General features: G+C 68.4%; 15 protein-coding genes. 10 read left to right on the plus strand and 5 right to left on the minus strand.

The window, feature by feature from the left end; translation table 11 throughout:
- Positions 1–33 precede the first annotated feature (33 nt).
- Complete coding sequence (locus ACWIGI_RS37710; RefSeq protein WP_454208380.1) at positions 34–1,608, plus strand: DHA2 family efflux MFS transporter permease subunit; 1,575 nt, start codon at positions 34–36, stop codon at positions 1,606–1,608.
- 110 nt (positions 1,609–1,718) lie between these two features.
- Entirely contained in the window at positions 1,719–2,975 is a 1,257-nt protein-coding gene (locus tag ACWIGI_RS37715; RefSeq protein ID WP_454208381.1) for a phthiocerol/phthiodiolone dimycocerosyl transferase family protein, read from the plus strand.
- Positions 2,976–3,336: 361 nt separating this feature from the next.
- On the opposite strand, the gene ACWIGI_RS37720 is transcribed toward ACWIGI_RS37715, so the two are convergent.
- Positions 3,337–4,323, minus strand: coding sequence for a cupin domain-containing protein (locus ACWIGI_RS37720; RefSeq protein WP_454208382.1), 987 nt, complete (start codon positions 4,321–4,323; stop codon positions 3,337–3,339).
- Positions 4,324–4,475: 152 nt separating this feature from the next.
- Here ACWIGI_RS37720 and ACWIGI_RS37725 point away from each other — a divergent pair, with 152 nt between their 5' ends.
- Positions 4,476–5,174 (plus strand): alpha/beta hydrolase, encoded by a 699-nt coding sequence (locus tag ACWIGI_RS37725; RefSeq protein WP_454208384.1) that lies wholly within the window; start codon positions 4,476–4,478, stop codon positions 5,172–5,174.
- Between the two features lie 190 nt (positions 5,175–5,364).
- Here ACWIGI_RS37725 and ACWIGI_RS37730 read toward each other — a convergent pair whose 3' ends face one another.
- Together ACWIGI_RS37730 and ACWIGI_RS37735 are read right to left on the minus strand one after the other, a co-directional pair.
- Positions 5,365–6,879 (minus strand): DUF1254 domain-containing protein, encoded by a 1,515-nt coding sequence (locus ACWIGI_RS37730; protein WP_454208385.1) that lies wholly within the window; start codon positions 6,877–6,879, stop codon positions 5,365–5,367.
- 81 nt (positions 6,880–6,960) lie between these two features.
- Entirely contained in the window at positions 6,961–7,695 is a 735-nt protein-coding gene (locus ACWIGI_RS37735) for an NADPH-dependent F420 reductase (RefSeq protein WP_454208386.1), read from the minus strand.
- A 362-nt stretch (positions 7,696–8,057) separates the two neighbouring features.
- Between ACWIGI_RS37735 and ACWIGI_RS37740 the strand changes: the two genes are divergently transcribed.
- Together ACWIGI_RS37740 and ACWIGI_RS37745 are read left to right on the plus strand one after the other, a co-directional pair.
- Positions 8,058–8,825, plus strand: coding sequence for an SDR family NAD(P)-dependent oxidoreductase (locus ACWIGI_RS37740; RefSeq protein ID WP_454208387.1), 768 nt, complete (start codon positions 8,058–8,060; stop codon positions 8,823–8,825).
- A gap of 179 nt (positions 8,826–9,004) precedes the next feature.
- Positions 9,005–10,183 (plus strand): hypothetical protein, encoded by a 1,179-nt coding sequence (locus ACWIGI_RS37745; RefSeq protein WP_454208388.1) that lies wholly within the window; start codon positions 9,005–9,007, stop codon positions 10,181–10,183.
- A gap of 169 nt (positions 10,184–10,352) precedes the next feature.
- Here ACWIGI_RS37745 and ACWIGI_RS37750 read toward each other — a convergent pair whose 3' ends face one another.
- On the minus strand, positions 10,353–10,724 hold the full coding sequence (locus ACWIGI_RS37750) for a VOC family protein (protein WP_454208389.1): 372 nt from the start codon (positions 10,722–10,724) through the stop codon (positions 10,353–10,355).
- 96 nt (positions 10,725–10,820) lie between these two features.
- Positions 10,821–11,537, minus strand: a complete 717-nt coding sequence (locus ACWIGI_RS37755) for a hypothetical protein (protein ID WP_454208390.1) — start codon at positions 11,535–11,537, stop codon at positions 10,821–10,823.
- Between the two features lie 119 nt (positions 11,538–11,656).
- Here ACWIGI_RS37755 and ACWIGI_RS37760 point away from each other — a divergent pair, with 119 nt between their 5' ends.
- The 5 genes from ACWIGI_RS37760 to ACWIGI_RS37780 all read left to right on the plus strand — a co-directional run bounded on the left by ACWIGI_RS37760 (position 11,657) and on the right by ACWIGI_RS37780 (position 15,847).
- The gene (locus ACWIGI_RS37760; protein ID WP_454208391.1) at positions 11,657–13,462 is read left to right on the plus strand and encodes an alkyl/aryl-sulfatase; all 1,806 of its coding nucleotides are present in this window, start codon (positions 11,657–11,659) and stop codon (positions 13,460–13,462) included.
- A gap of 235 nt (positions 13,463–13,697) precedes the next feature.
- Complete coding sequence (locus tag ACWIGI_RS37765; RefSeq protein WP_454208392.1) at positions 13,698–14,126, plus strand: hypothetical protein; 429 nt, start codon at positions 13,698–13,700, stop codon at positions 14,124–14,126.
- 413 nt (positions 14,127–14,539) lie between these two features.
- Positions 14,540–14,833 carry a hypothetical protein gene (locus tag ACWIGI_RS37770; RefSeq protein WP_454208393.1) on the plus strand — a complete coding sequence of 98 codons (294 nt, stop codon included), beginning with the start codon at positions 14,540–14,542 and terminating at the stop codon, positions 14,831–14,833.
- A 270-nt stretch (positions 14,834–15,103) separates the two neighbouring features.
- Complete coding sequence (locus ACWIGI_RS37775) at positions 15,104–15,493, plus strand: hypothetical protein (RefSeq protein WP_454208394.1); 390 nt, start codon at positions 15,104–15,106, stop codon at positions 15,491–15,493.
- A gap of 138 nt (positions 15,494–15,631) precedes the next feature.
- Positions 15,632–15,847, plus strand: coding sequence for a hypothetical protein (locus ACWIGI_RS37780; RefSeq protein WP_454208395.1), 216 nt, complete (start codon positions 15,632–15,634; stop codon positions 15,845–15,847).
- Positions 15,848–16,475 lie beyond the last annotated feature (628 nt).

Consider the following 16,475-nt stretch of genomic DNA (forward strand, 5'->3'; position numbering starts at 1 on the left):
GGGAACCTCGGCCGAGAGCGGAAGGAAAGTGCCATGCCTCAGAGATATCTCGTGCTGGCGGTGATGTGCCTGGCCGAATTGCTGGTCATGATCGACAACTCGATCGTGAACGTCGCGTTGCCGACCCTGGCCCGCGACCTCGGCGCCGACGGGTCCGGGCTGCAATGGGTGGTCGACGCCTACACCCTGGTCTTCGCCGGATTACTGCTCACCGGCGGCTATCTGGGAGACCGGTTCGGGCGGCGGCGGATCCTGCTGACCGGCGTGGCGGGATTCACCGCGGTGTCGGTGGCGGCCGCGCTCGCGCCGTCGCTGGCGGTACTGATCGGCGCGCGGGCCGGGCTGGGCGGGTTCGCGGCCCTGGTGTTCCCGGCGACCTTGGCGATCATCACGGTGAGTTTCCGCGATCCACGCGAACGCGCGACGGCACTCGGAATCTGGGCGGCCACCGCCGGTGCCGCGCTCGCGATCGGCCCCGTGGTGGGCGGGGCGCTGCTGACGCACTTGTCCTGGTCGTCGGTGTTCTGGATCAACCTCCCGGTCGGGGTCGCGGTCACCGCCGCCACGCTGGCGTGGGTGCCCGCGGGATCGCAGTACGCGGTGGGCCGCTTCGACATCGCCGGTGTGCTGGCCTCGATCGTAGGCGTGAGCGCGCTGGTCTGGAGTCTGATCCAAGGCCCCGAGCACGGCTGGACCTCGAGCACGAGCATCACCGGATTCGTTGTCGCAGCGGGGTTCCTGGCCGCGTTCGTGGTGCGTGAGCTCACCGCGCGCGAGCCGATCCTGGATGTGCGCCTGTTCTCGAATCGGGCCTTTTCCGCGGCGTCGGTGTCGATCGCGGTGGCGTTCTCGAGCCTGTTCGGGTTCATCTTCCTGGCCACCATGTACTTCCAGGCCGTGCTGGGCTACAGCACCCTGTCCGCGGGCGTGCGCTTGCTGCCGTTCGCCGCGGTCATGGCCGTGTGTTCGCCGCTGGCGGCCGCCGCGAGCAGGATCCTGCGCCCGGCGGTGATCGTCTCCGCGGGCTTGGCCCTGATGAGCGCAGGATTCTTCATCATGACCACCGTCGGGGTCGACGCCGACTACTGGCCCACGATCGTGGTGTCCATGGCACTGGTCGCTTCGGGCCTGGCGTTGGTGCAGACCGCCGCGACGGTAGTGATCATGAACGCGCTGCCCGAAGCCCGCGCCGGGGCCGGGTCGGCGGTCAACGACACCACCCGCGAACTCGGCGGCGCCCTCGGGGTGGCGATCCTGGGATCGATCCTGGCCGCGACCTACACCCACCGTGTTCATACCGGTCTCGGCGCGCTCGGGCTGTCCGCGGACCAGCAGGAGGCCGCCGGCACGTCGGTCGTCGCGGGCGTGAGCGCGGCCCTGCGCCTGCCCACTGAGCAGTCGTCGCGCGTGCTGGCGGTGGTGCAGCAGGGCTTCGTCGACGGAATGCACACCGCCACCATGGTGTCGGTGCTGATGTGCCTGGCCGGAGCCGTGTTCGCGCTCATCACCCTGTGGCGGCCCACCACACCCAGCGAGGTCGGCACCGTGACGGACCCTGGACCCGCGACCGCGCCGCACATCGAACCCGCCGCCTCGGGCGCACGCTGAGGCCACGCGCGCTCCGCCCTCGCAATCGGGTTGTGAACGCACCACATTCGCTCCGACCGCCGGACGGCGTCGAGTCTTCGAATTCCCTTCTCGAACAAAGGAGTACATCCATGTCCATGGCAACCGTGATCAGGGCATTGGCCCCGAGCGAGGAATCGTTCACCTTCAGTACCGGGCTCTATGTGGGCTACGGCGTCGAGACCATCGGCGACCTCGATATCGCCGGGCTGAGCCGGGCGGTGCAGGTGGTGAGCGAACGCTATCCGGTGCTGTGTGCTCGCCTGGACGGCGACGCGCGCGGGCACATGCTCGCCGAGGGCCACGCCCCCACCGTGATCGTGCACGAGGCCGATAACAGCAACTCCGATGTCCTCGACGGGTTGACCGTGACGCAGTCGGAGGCGGTGGTCGCGGTCTATGTGCAGCGCTACCCGCACCGGCGTCAGGTGGTGAGCGTGGTGGCCCACCACGGCATCGCCGACGCGCGGCACGCGCTCGCGCTGCTCGAGGAGATCTTCTCGACCTACACCGACCTGCTCACCGGCACGACCCCCAGCCGCCGGGACCCCCGCCCGCTGCCCGAACCGGTCGAGCAGTTCCTGCACAGCCGCGGTATCGACCCCGCCCCCGACAGTGAACCCCCACACGCGCCCACGACAACCGCCGTCGCGCCCCCCGACCCCGGCCAAGGCCCGCCGCCGGCGACGATTCCGATGCGGCGCGTGCAGCTCTCGCGTGAGCAGACCGCCGCCCTCGTGCGGCGCGGGCGCCGGTACGACCTGACGATCAACGAGCAGATCTCCGCGGCGTTCGTGCGCGCGGCCGCGGCCACGCACCAGGTCCCGGCCTCGCAAGTGGGCTACGTGTACATGGTCGACCTGCGCGAACGGGTCCAACCGGCGGCCGGGTACACCGACATCACCAACGCCCTCGGATTCGCCCACTTCCGCACCCGCACACTCGATCCCGCGAGCATCGACCTCGCCGCCGAGATCGGCGCCGCGTTCCGCCACGACATGGACACCGGCGTCATCACGCGCACCCCGTTCCACGCCCAACAGGTCTTCGACAGCCTCGGACCGGTCCCGGTTCTGCTGACCAACTGGGGACGCGTCCCCCACCTGCGGACCCCGAAATCCTTGACCGTCACCGGATTCGAGCCCCGATTCCACGTCCGGTACTCCCCTGCGAACATGGCGAGCCCACCCCACGCCAGCTTCGCCATGTTCGACCTGCTCCAACACCTGCACGCCGGGGTGATCTTCTGGTTCGACGACCGGCTCGCGATCGACCTGCTGGCCACCTCACCCGCCATCGAACCTCTCGCGACCCATCTGAGCGCACTGCTGGACAAGACACTGCACTGACCCCCGCGCCGACACGACCGCGCGAACGGTATCCGCGACAAGCGGGCATCTCGCGCGGGCCGCGGCGCACAGGTGACCCGGAACCGGGTGCGGCGCACGTGAGTCGAGAGCTGTTGTCGCCGACAGTTTTCGGGTAGAACGGCGAGAACGGCCGCAGCGCTGCGGGAACCCCCTTCCCGAAGGAGCCGCTCATGACCTGGACCGTGCTGATCATCGTCGCGGCGCTGGTGCCGGTGCTGGCCACCGGCGCAGCGTATGCCACTGTCGCGGTGGCCTCGTGGTCCGCCCACACCGGCTCGCGACCACGCCGATTCCGAACTCGTGCTCCTCTCCGCGCCCCGCCCACCGGCCCGGCTGCCGGTCACCGCGCGACGCGGGTGGGCGAGGGATCGATCAGTGGCGGGGTCGAGGTCCGCCAGCGCCTGGGCGGAGCGCCGAATCGGCGGGCGAAGGCCCGGCTGAACGCGGCCTCGGAGTCATATCCGACCAGCCCCGCGATCGCACCGACCGAGCGATCGTCCGATCGCAGCAGGTGGGCAGCGCGATCGAGCCGACAGTCGGTGACATAGGCGCCGGGTGAGCGGCCCAGCACGCGGGTGAACCGTTCGGTGAACCCCGACCGCGACACCAGCGCGAGCTCGGCCAGCGCGGTCACGGTCCACCGGCGGGCCGGATCACGATGCACGGCACTGAGTACCGGCGCGAGTACCGGGTCCAACGCGGCGGTGAGCCAGCCCGGTGGAGCGTCTCGGCGTGCGGCCCATTCGCGCAAGGTGTGGATGAACAGCAGATCCAGGATGCGGGAAATCATCACCGCCGCACCGGGACTCGGGGTGTTCACCTCGGCGAGCAGCAGTCGCAGGCTGACCGCGAGCCATTCCCGCTCAGGTGCGCCCGGCACGACGATCGCCGGCGGGAGCACACTCAGCAGCGGCACCGCGGCAGTGTCCTCGACCGCGAAACGCCCGGTGACCCACCGTGTTCCATCGTCCGCCTCGAGGTCATCGCAACGGTCCCGCGGTGGCTCCCCCGCGGGTGCCCGGGTGCCGGCGCGCAGCGTGTGCGGGTCCGCGGTGGGCAGCAGACACAGATCTCCCGCGGTCAGCGTGAGCGGTTCGGGGAGGGTGTCCACGCACAACTCGACGCCGCCGTGCTCGACCAGATGCATCACCCGCGTCCCGGCCCGCATGCGGACCGCGAACGGCTCGGACGGGGCCCAGCGCACCACGCCGTCGCCGCGCAGACGCACGGTATGCAGGATCTCCGACAACGCGTCGATCTCCGAAGCCGCCGCGAACACTTCTCCACGCTCTGGCTGATCGGCAAAATATCTCGGTAATTCGGTCATGGTTCATGCCTCATCGTCCAAATATGGTGGGTAGTGCTCGCGTCGGTCAAGGCGCCCGCACTCTCATCACCGGGGCGAAGCCCGTACGACACCGGCCCTTCGGGGTCGGTGAGAGGTGATATCCGATGCTCGTTCCAGGGAAAGGAAACACGGTGGCGAACAAGCCGACGATCGTTCTGGTTCATGGTTTCTGGGGAGGTGCCGCCCATTGGGCGAAGGTCATCGTCGAGTTGCGCGCACGCGGCTACACCTCGCTGTTCGCGGTGGAGAACCCGCTCACCTCACTCGCCGATGACGCCGAGCGCACCCGCAAGATGGTCGCGCAGGTGCAAGGGCCGGTGTTGCTGGTCGGGCACTCCTACGGCGGCGCGGTGATCACCGAGGCCGGTGACCTGCCCAACGTGGTGGGACTGGTGTACATCGCGGCGTTCGCGCCCGATGCCGGGGAGAGTCCCGGCGCGATCAGCGAGCAGCTGCCGCCGGCCGCGATCGCGAACCTGGCTCCGGATTCGGACGGCTACCTGTGGATCGCGCAGGACAAGTTCGCCGAGAGCTTCGCCCAGGACCTGCCCGAGGACCAGACCCTGGTCATGGCCGTCACCCAGAAGGCTCCGTTGGCCTCGACGTTCGGTGACACGGTCACCGCGCCGGCGTGGAAGGTCAAACCCACCTGGTATCAGGTCTCGACCGAGGACCGAATGATCAACCCGGACAACGAACGCCGCATGGCGCAGCGCATGAACCCGCGCAAGATCATCGAGCTGGAGGCGAGTCACGCCTCGCTGGCCTCGCAGCCCGGCGCGGTGGCCGATCTCATCGACGAGGCGGCGACCGCGCTCACCCAGTCCTGATCCGCGTCCTGTGTCTTGGCTCCGAGACGGAGCCGTGAAGCCGGGCACCGGTATCGGTTGTGAGCCGCCCACCGGCGCCCCCGGGGTCTGCCGATCCATCCTGCACGCGATCACTCGCGGGGATCGGCAGACCCCTTTTCGTGCCGCCGGGCGGCCTTGCCCGCATGGGTATGGGGCGTGCAGTGTCGGATCAAGCGGGTTCGATGTCGGGCAGTGTCCAGGTTTTGTCCAGCAGAGCGGGTTGGGGGCCGTAGAAGCGGGCCATGATCTCGATCGTGCTACCGGCCTTGGTGGGAAGCCAGTTGCTGGTTCCCTTTCCTGCGGGAGGGGTGGGGCCGATGTAGATCCGGACCGATCCGTCGCTGTCGGTGACCAGCCCCGGAGTGTTGGACGCGCGGCTGGGCCAGTCCACGTCACGGATGAGGGTGTGGGTGCCGCGATCGTAGGCGGTCAGTGACCAGTACAGGCTGACCGGCGCGTCCGCGGGGACGGTCAGGGTGTAGTTCTTGGCGCCGTCGAGGTCGTGGCCGTCGCGGTCGGTGATCGTTTCGAGGTAGAACTGGCCTGATCCGAGAGTTTTGGCGGCGAAGTAGATGAACGAATACGTCAGCCCGCGCGCATCGATTGGGTAGACCGCGGGATCGGCGTAGCCGTTCTGCAGGGCGGCGATCAGGTTCTGGTTCACCGGCACCGCCCAGTGCGAGCCCGGGTAGAAGGGCGGGTCGAACGCGGCGACGTATTGCTGCTCGAGCCAGTCCCGGGCGCGGACCGCCGCGGCATCCAGTGTGCTGGTCAGGGTCGGATCAGGTTGGTACGTCGCGCCTTTGACGATGCCGATGGTGCGGAGTTGGTCGATCATCGCCATGTCCCGGGCCAGCCACGGCTCGGCCTGCACCTGCCGGTTCAGTGCGGTGAAGAACTCGCGGTCATAGGGAATGGTCGCGTCGAATTCCTTGCCCGAGGCATCGACGTAGGAGGTGGCGGTCGGTGCCGCGCCGAGGGGGTAGAAGCCGATCCGGGTGCCGTAGGCGACCGCGCGCGCGAGGTCCGCGTCGTCGCCGGTGGTCAGATTCGAGCGCAGCAACGCGAACCCGGCGTTGGTTTCCGAGCGCAGCACGATGTACCCGTCCGGGATGTCACCGGCATAGCCGGGCGGCAGGATCAGGTACCGTCCGCCCGCGCCTCGGTCGGTGCCGGCCGGACCGACATCGGCCAGCGGGGTCTGCCAGGCGGAGTCGATCGACCCGGTGATCGTCGAATCACCCTGGGCGGGTGGGATATCGAGCACCATCGGGCCGGTGCTGGTGTCGTAGAACGGCATCAGGTAGATCGCGTTCGGGTTGGGGGTCAAGGTCTGGTTCTTCCAGTCCACCAGCCGAGACCAGTACACGATCGTGTTCGCGCCCGCGCCCACCGCGATCGAGGCCTGCAGCATCCGATCGAAATTCACGATCGGCATACCCCACACCACCGCCTCGAACGCGCGGGAGCCGACCAGCGCGTCATCGACCGACTCCCCGCCCGGGACCGGCGTACCGCCCCCGGACGGAGAGTCCTCACCATCGCGGGTGGACACCGCGATCGCGCCGCCCCCGACCAGCGCTCCCGCGACCGCGGCGGCCGCGGCCCCCAGCAACGCCCCTCGACGCGAAACCCTCGAGCCCGGGTCCGCGGGGACCTCATCGTGTGTCTGTCCGGTTGTCATACCTCACGGTAAATCTGGCGAATTACCAGCTACCTCACCTGGATGGGGTGATTCACCGAACCCGAACCCGAACGCGCACACTCACTGCCCGATGTGGGCCAGGCGCACGCTGGCCGCGGCCAGCGCTCGAGGGTCCGCGCCGACGAAATCGGGGGCATCGAATTCGAGCGTGCGGGTATCGGTCAGCGTCCCGAGATCGGACGGGGCGAAACCCGCGTCCCGGATCAGGTGCGCCACAGCGGTTTTGGATGCGGGGTCATCGCCGCCGAAGAACATCGCGGCCCGTTCGGCCAGCCCGTTCTGGCCGTAGCGGCCCAGCCGCAGCAGGTCCGGGGCCTGGAAGTGACCGAACGCGGTGACCACATGCGAGCGGGGCAGGCGCGATTGCTGGAGCTGGGCCGCGGTGATGTTCGGGGGCCGGGGCACCGCCTCGATCCCGGTGGCGGTGCGGATCATGGGCTGGGTCGGGTCGATCACGATCTTGCCCGCGAGCGCACCACCGTAGCGGGCCGCGAGAGCGTCGACGCTCTCGAACGGGACCGACAGCACGACGATCTCACCGAACTCGATCACTTCGCGCGCCGACCCCGTGCCGGCGGTGACCGCCGCGGCGGCGGCCGAGGCGACCATGCGCGTGTCGAGACTGGTGAAACACACCCGATGTCCCGCGTCGGCCAAGATCCGCCCGAGTGCGGACCCGAGCGCTCCCGCGCCGATGATCGCGACCCGGCGGGCCTGCCCACGGCCATCGATGGTCGCCGCCTGTGCACCTGTGGAGCGGGTGGGTGCGGCGGGCGGGGTCACAGCGACCCCCACGCCTGCAGCATGTAGGTGATGTTCGACATGATCGAGGTGACCGTGTCGGCGAGATTGATCGCGGCCGAGCCCAGGTCGATGATCGGGAAATTCATGATGTACCTCACATGGTTGTCGTGCCAATTCCCTTGCACCATCGCCGCATTCGGACCACCGAACCTCACCCGCGCCGGGTGATACGAGCACCCGGCCCCATGAGACAACTCACGCCGCCACCCGCTGACGCGGCCCGCCCGAGAGATCACCCCGGCCAGGTGAGGTCCGCTCCGCGTTGCCACTGCAGCATCGACACCGAGCGAGCCATCGCAAGGGGACCTGCCCGATCGCGCACCGCTCCCCCACCCAGAGAAAGGACGCGCAGCATGGCATCGGACACCGGATTTGTCGGCAAATCGGTCATCGTGACCGGAGCGGGGTCGGGAATCGGGCGCGCGAGCGCGCTGCGGTTCGCCGCCGAGGGCGCTCGCATCCTGGTGGCTGATGTCAACGAGGACACCGCCATCGATACGGCCACGCAGATCCGCGTAGCGGGTGGGGAGGCGGTCACCGCGATCGGGGACCTGTCCGACCCGGCGGTGGCCGACTCGGTGGCCTCGGCCGCGGTCAGCGCGTTCGGCGGCATCGATGTGCTGGTCAACAACGCCGGGGTCATGGACAGCATGTCCGCTGTCGCGGACACACCACTCACCGAATGGGATCGGGTCCTGCGGATCAACCTGCACGCGCCGTTCCTGCTCACCCGCGCGGCGATGCCGAGCCTGCTCGCCTCCGGTGCGGGAGCGATCGTGTTCACCGCCTCGGAGGCATCGCTGCGCGGAAGTGCCGCGGGCGCGGCCTACACCAGCAGCAAACACGGGCTCCTGGGATTGATGCGCTCGATCGCGGTCATGTACCGCGACAGGGGAATTCGCGCGAACGCGATCACTCCCGGTGGCACGGCCACCAACCTGCGCGTGTATTCGGACCCCGACGCACTCGGGCCCACCGTGCTCGCCCGGTACGGGGCCAACATCGGACGGGTGGCCACCGCCGAGGAGCAAGCCGAAGTCATCGTGTTCCTGGCCTCGGCCCGAGCCGGCAACGTCAACGGCGCCGTGCTGGCGGTGGACAACGGGTGGTCGGCTGTATGAGCGATGCCGCCCACCCGCGAGTGTCAGCGGCCGGTGCCGGGGACGCGCGAGCGGGTCGTCGCCCGGCGTGGAATGTGGTCGCGGCGATTGCGGCCGCGGCCGCGGTCGCGGGGATGGCGGTGACCACTCCGATCGATTTCGGTTGGGCCGCAAAGGGTTCGACACCGAATCTGCAACTGATGTTGTTCAACGTGCCGCGCACCGCCGCGTGCGCGGCACTGGCCGCGGTCCTGGTGGCCGTGCTGTGCGAGTCGGTCACCACGCGCACCGCGTGGCTGGCCGCGGGCGGGCTCACCGTACTGCTGGCCGGCAGCCATCTGCTGGCCCGCGTGGCGAGTTCGCAGATGTATTCACTCGCCTTCGCCGACACCATCATCGCCGGAGCGCTGTTGGGCGCGCTGCCGACACTGGCCGGCCGCTCTCGGGCCGGGCGTGGGGCGTTGTTGCTGGGCGCGTTGTCCGGCATCCTGCTCGCGGGCCGGTTCTCGGTGGCGGGAACGCAGAGCGCGGCCAGACCGGTACTGACGTGGCTGGTGCTGGACCCGCCGCCGATGGCGTTGATCGTCGTGGCGGTGGTGCTGGTGTGCTGGAGTGCCTGGACATTCCCGCGCGGTGAATCCGCTCCCACCCAGGACCTACCGCTGCGACCCGTCGCGGCGGTGATGGTGCTGGTGGCGTTGTCGCTGCTGCGCACCGACTGGCTCGCCGCACATGATGACTGGTTGTTCCGCATGATCATCGGGATCGCGTTGACCGTGATCGCCACCGCCGCAGCGGCATTGCTGCTGCCCGGACGCGACGGTGTGCTGCTGGCGGTAGCGATGGCGTTCACCATCGCCGCGAGCGCGGTGGTGGTGTCCGCGCCCCTGCCGGCCTGGACTATCGCCCTGCTCATCGGGGCTGTGGCGGCCGGGGTGATCGTGGGTACCCGCCACCCGCACCCGGTCGTGGCGGTGGTCGCCACGATCGCGCTGGCGGTGGTGGCCACGACCGTCTCACTCCACACCCAAACCCAGGCGGTCCTCATCGCGGTCGTGGTCGCCGCGATCGGCGGCTACTGCCTCACGGTCATCGTCCCCCAGGACCCCGCCACCCTGGTCATCGCGCTGCTCACCTTCATCACGCCCTCGATCGTGGCCGCGCTGGTCAGCCGCCATCACCACGGTCTCACCGCGTCCAAGGTGTGGTTCCACAGCCCGCCCCAGCAATCGTGGGCACCGGGCTGGGCCGCGGTGCTGGTCACCGCGCTCGCCGCGGCGATCGCCCTGGTCCTGCCCCACCTCCGCGGCCCCGCACCCGACGAAGACCGGACAGACGCCGCCGACAATCACGAGCACGAAACCGCACAGCATCGGTGACCCTCCACCAGGACCAGGCACCAGAGTGTTGAGGGATGAACGCGACGCGGCATCGACAGGCTCCGCAGCGAATACCGTTGCCGCGCAATCGAATCGAATGCTCGGGTGATGCCGCGCGCACGCGGGAACCACAGACCGGTGTTTATGATTCCCTGGTACGCGGTCCCGGTCAGGACGCGGGCGTGGTGTGCGCGTCCGGGGCGAACTGGATGATCTGGAGCAGGTTGCCGTCGGGATCGGTGAAGGTCCCGAACCGGCCCACGGGTCGATCGTGCGCAGCGGCGACCCAGTCGACGCCCGCGGCGGTGAGCTGGGCGGCGGCGGTATCGAAGTCCTCGACGTGGAAGTTCACGATCACCCGCCCCGGTTCGAGGTTGGTGTCGGCGACATCGTCCCGGTCTTCGATGATCAGCAATGTTCCACCGAAAACGAACGGCCCGTCACCGATCTGCTCGGGTGCCAGGACCCGGCAATACCAGTCACGAAGCTCCTGGGCGTGGGCGCTGCCCACCAGAACGCTGCCTGCGGTGTAGGTGTTCATCGGAATTCTCCTTTGCGGTTGGGTTGAATGACTCCGCGCCGAGCGAACACCGGTGCGGAGACGATGGATCGCGACCGACCGAGCGCTTTGTCCCCATCACCCGAGCGATGGCGGCTCGATGGGCTGATCACCTCGCGATCGGTGCGGGTGGTCGGCACGGAACACGATCTCGGCTCCGACCAGCAACGTCCACGCCGGCAGGAGCCACCACACCGGCCATCGCAGCCCCGATCCGGCCAGCAACGCGATCGCCGCCAGCACACCGACCACCACCAGCCAGCGCGGTAACGCGCCGGTGCGGCGAGCCAGCGAGGACAGTGACGCGATGAAGACCGCTGCCACCCGCGGCGCGAGGTCGGTGAGCAGTTCCGAGGCCAGCGCGTGCGCGAACGGTGCCGTCGACGCGGCGGTGACCGGATCAGCCCACTGCGCCAACGCGTTCGGCGTGGCCAGCACGGCGAAAGCGATCAGCAGTATCGCGATCAGGATCAGTCCGCTGCCGAGGAAGACCGTGGCGAACAGCTTGTCCTCCCGGTCGCCCAGGCGGCGGCGCAGTGTGCCGATGAACCACAACAACGCGATCGCGGCGAACACGATCAAATACCCCGACACGACCACTTCGGTGTGGTGCGTGCCCCCGCGCAACAGAGCCGCGCCCGCGTCCCGGGCCGGTTGGTGCCCCGAGAGCGGACGCACCAAAAGCACGGCGACACTGCTCAACACCGCGAACGCGATGCCGGTCAGCCCGGTCGCCTCGATCGAGGTCGCCCAGGAACGTCGTCGCGCGGTGCGCGGGTTCGGTGCATCGGACACCTCGGCCAGTGTCGTGCTCGCTCGCCCCACACCAACTCACCTGATCGGGGTGAAGCGCCGCCACCAGCGCCGACACCATGCTGGGACCTGAGCGAGCGATCATCGAGAAGGAGTCTTGGATGTCCCCGGATATGTCCGACCGCACCGATTTCGACAACGCCGAGCGCAGGTTCGTCGCCACCCTCACCGAGCCCCGGATCCTCGCCGCCGACGGGCGTGTGGTGTTCGACCTGTCCGCCTACGACTTCCTCGACGGCCAGTGCCCGGACACGGTCCACCCCAGCCTGTTCCGCCAGAGCCAACTGTGCCGTAAACACGGCCTGTTCGAAGTGGCCGAGGGGATCTATCAGATCCGCGGCTTCGACCTGTCGAACATGACCCTGGTCGAGGGCGACACCGGGGTGATCGTGATCGATCCGCTCATCTCGGCCGAATGCGCCGCGGCCGGACTCGCGCTCTATCGCGAGCACCGCGGGGACCGGCCGGTGACCGGGGTGATCTACACGCACTCGCACGTCGACCATTTCGGCGGCGTGCACGGTGTGCTCCCCGACGGCCCCGGAACCCGGCCCGTCGTGGCGCCCGCGGGGTTCATGGCCGAGGCGGTCTCGGAGAACGTCTACGCCGGTCCCGCGATGAACCGCCGCGGGAACTACATGTCCGGTGTCACCCTCGAAGTAGGCCCCCACGGGCACGTCGGAGTCGGTCTGGGCATCGCCGGCTCGCGCGGCACCGTCGGATTGATCGCCCCGACCGTGGACATCACCCGCACCGGTCAACGCGAAACGATCGACGGGGTGCCGATCGTGTTCCAGCTCACCCCCGGCACCGAAGCCCCGGCCGAGATGAACTTCCACTTCCCCCGGCACCGGGTGCTGTGTGTGGCCGAGAACGCCCGCCACACCCTGCACAACCTGCTGACCCTGCGTGGCGCGCAAGTGCGCGACCCGCGGATGTGGTCGCGCTACCTGGACGAGGCGATCGAGATGTTCGCCGCCGACACCGATGTCGCCTTCGGATCACACCACTGGCCCACCTGGGGAACCCAGAACCTGACCCGCTTGCTGTCCCAGCAGCGCGACCTCTACATCTACCTGCACGATCAAACCCTGCGCCTGATGAACCAGGGACAGACCGGCATCGAGATCGCCGAAACGATCACCCTGCCACCGGAATTGGACTCGGCGTGGAACGCGCGCGGCTACTACGGCTCGATCAGCCACAACGTCAAAGCCATCTACCAGCGCTACATGGGCTGGTTCGACGGCCATCCCAGCTCGCTGTGGCAGCATCCTCCCACCGAACTCGCCCACCGCTACGTCCACGTGCTGGGCGGGATCGACGCGGTCGTGGACCACGCAACCGTCTACGCCGACGCCGGCGACCTGAGGTTCGCCGCCGAACTGCTCAAACACGCCGTCTTCGCCGACCCCGCCCATCACCGGGCCCGCACCGCACTCGCCGCGGTGTACACCCGCCTGGGATACGGCGCCGAGAACGCGACCTGGCGCGGGTTCTACCTCACCGGCGCGAAAGAGCTGCTCGGCGAGATCACCGCGCCCGCCCTCGAATTCGGTGCGGGCATGGCCGCGGCGCTGAGCCCGAGCCAACTGTTCGACACCCTCGCCATCCGCGTGGACGGGCTCCGCGCCGCCACGCAATCACTGTGCATCGACTGGCATTTCACCGACAACGACACCGTTATGCGCACCGCCCTGTCCAACGGTGCGCTGATCCGCACACCCGACCCGCGCACCCCCGCCCCGACCGACCTGACGGTCACCCTCACCACCACCCAACTCCCGGCGCTGCTGAACGGTGCCCCCTGGGACCATGTCACCCTCGTCGGAGACCTCCGCGCCTGGCACCGGCTCCGGGCACTGCTCGACGCACCCGACCCGGCATTCGCGATCGTCACCCCGTGAACGACACACCGCATTACCCCACCCAGCCGACGAAACGGGTGACATTGCGTGCCAAACATGTTGCGCCTCAACGCCATACCCTTCGATTCCCAGGACTCGATGTGATCGTCGCCCTACCGTGAAAGACAGGTCCACACGCGGGAACGGCCACCGGGAACACCCTCCGGTGCCGGTGGGCTCGGATGTGATCGGCACCGGCCCGCCCGATGGCGGGCCGTTTCGAGAGGATACGGCTATGTCCGACACCGGAATCGTTCCCGACACCTGGGGCTACCTGGTCCTGGCCAAACAGCCCACTCGCGGTGTGACACACGAGATCTCGACGAACTGGGATTGGGCGATCGTGTGCACCGACGCGGACAACCGCGGCTCGTGGTTCAAGTTCCTGCCCCGCGGCAACGGCTACGTGGTGTGGTCCCAGGGCTGTAACTGGGGCGGCTACCAGGGCTGGAAGTACACCACCAGCGGCATCAAACAGGACACCGACGCCAACGCCGACGTCTGGACCGCCGAACCCTCGGGCAGCGGATTCCGGCTCCGGCACGCCACCTTCACCGACAAGCTCATCTCCTACTCCCCCGCCCAGTCACTGCGCTGGCTGTTCGCGATGGAGAAAGAAGGCATGGGCAGCGAATTCATCACCTGGCAATTCCAGCCCGCCTAGGCGGTGTCTCGAAGGCGTTGATGGGGTGGCACCGCTACACGGTGCCACCCCATCATCATGTTCGGTGGAAACCGTTGCCCACAGTTCGCATACAGGTGAAGCCCCGGGCATTTCGGATGAGCGACCAAGCAAATCTGAACAGCCGGAGACCTCGTGGCCAGCGCGGCGGTGACCAGCAGTGCCTACACCCTTCCACGCCCGGAATTCACACACCAGGCGGCCACGTATACGAATCAAACGACAACTGCCGCAAGACTGTTGACTCGAAAGGCGCCTGTGCCGCTCCGATATCGGGGCAGCGATCTCACATCGAGGAGCTACTCGGGCCCAGCAAGGAACTCGCACAGACCTCTTACAGCCATAGCTACCGATCCCACCGACCAAGCAAACAGCCGAGGGCTGTTCTCATCTAAATGTCCAATCGGACAAGCTACGGACATCTATCGAGCAATTGGACATCTCTCACGAGAAGCTACAAGCACGCCGGTCCCACCGCGGACAGCCCCATCACGGTCCTGGAAGCACGTCACCTCGGCGGTGCGTTGAGTCGAGTTCCCACCATCGTGCGGGTCAACGCCACCCGGACCGGAATCACCAGCGCACAACTGAGCTGGACTATTCGAAACCGTTTCGAGCACAACGGCTTCGACGATTCGTTCGTCGATCTGTACGCGGGCGAGCCCGTCGCCCGAGACGCCAGCTCATAAGCCGGCCACGAACTTTTCGGGTTCACACCCGCGGGGCCGCTCGCGCGGCAGATAGTCCACCGCGCAACCCTCGCGGCGAGCTATCGCCAACGAACTATCCGCCCCGCCGAGACCTAAACGCCGTACGGGTGAAGTGGTCCCGAATGCCGCAACGATCCCGTACCGCCGGGCGGTAAGAGCGTTGCGGCGGTGCGGGTTTGGACCCGTGCGGGCAGGCAATGTTCTCCGTAAGCCCGTTTTCGGGGTCGGGTGCATCACGAAAGACCTGCCATGACAACCACTTCCACCGCACGCACACAGCGACGTCGCCGGGCCGGCGATACCGCGCGGGCGAAGACGCGCGGGTTCATCGGCGAACTGGTCGCCGCCGGAATCCGGCCGACCCAGCACTTCCACGGCGCGAGCCCGCCCCGGCGGGCCTCGATCGCCGTCGTCGGGTGGAGCGTGGGCGGCTGCCGCGGACTGGTACGCGGATGCGGCCCGGGCTGCGAGCTGGTGGTGACCACGAACGCCAACCTGGTCGTGATGTGCCAGCAGCCCGAACGTCGGCGCTTCACGCGCGCTCACCCGCGCTATGTCGACCTGGCGAGCTTCCCGGACCTCGGTCGGGTCCTGGCATTGGGGCGCTCGACGTTGCTGCCGCGCCCGCTCGCAGGGTGAGGCGTCCGGTTCGACCGCATCGTCCCCCGAGGTGCCGACAAATTTTTCAGACCCCCTACCTGCGCGGATGCGCGGATCCGGGTGGCGTGGTCGGGTGGTCACGGTTTGGTCACCGGGGTCGTGGGTTAACACCAGGTCATGATCAGCCCTACCGCGCGTCTCCGCTTCGCCCGTTCCCGGACCGATCTGACCACGGCCACGCTCACCGCGCTGACCTGCCTGGTCCTGTTCGCCGGATTGGCCGCCCTCACCGGCTCGTACACCACCGCCCTCGCCGGCGGGATCGGCCTCGGCGCCGCGCTCGTGCTGGCGGTGAAGATGATCGCGCTCCCCGTCGGCCCGCACCCGGCCTGACAGCCCCGAGCGGGCGAATCCGGCACCGCGCCAGCATCATCGACCGCCACCCGCACGGCCGGTTCCGGTGCCGGTGACCGTGTGGACACGGCGCTGCCCGCGGGAGCACAGGTGGTCCTGGCGTACTGCGGGCCGGGGATCAAGTGGCACTAAACCCGTTGGGAGACAACGGTTTCGGATGAAGGTTGCAGGCGGTTCAATGCCGCGCACGGGAAACCGATCGCCCTTCCCATACCTGTTCAAGCCAGGCGGCCGCTGCTCGATCGGTCTCGGTCATCGGTCCTCCTTCTCCGCTATACCGTACGCTCGTCCTGTTCGAGCATCAGGGCGTGAGACAAAAACCCGGGACACAGGAAGGTGCGGTACCGGGCGTTTCTGCGAGGGGTCATGTCCTCACTGCGCGCGCCTGTATGACTGGCTCGACTACCCGACCACCGAACTCCCCACGGCCACGTCCGTGATCTTTCCGCCCCGCTGATCCCCGCCGTGGCCCGATGGGGCCGCCGTGCTGCAGGGCGCTATCGGCCGGGCGAGACCGCGGCCGCGGTGCACACCATTGCCATCGCCCGGTACGGGTAGACCGCTATCAGGGTGTCGACGCCGACGGTGTGCAGTACGTCGGCGGTGG

The sequence above is a fragment of the Nocardia sp. NPDC055321 genome, assembly GCF_053645575.1.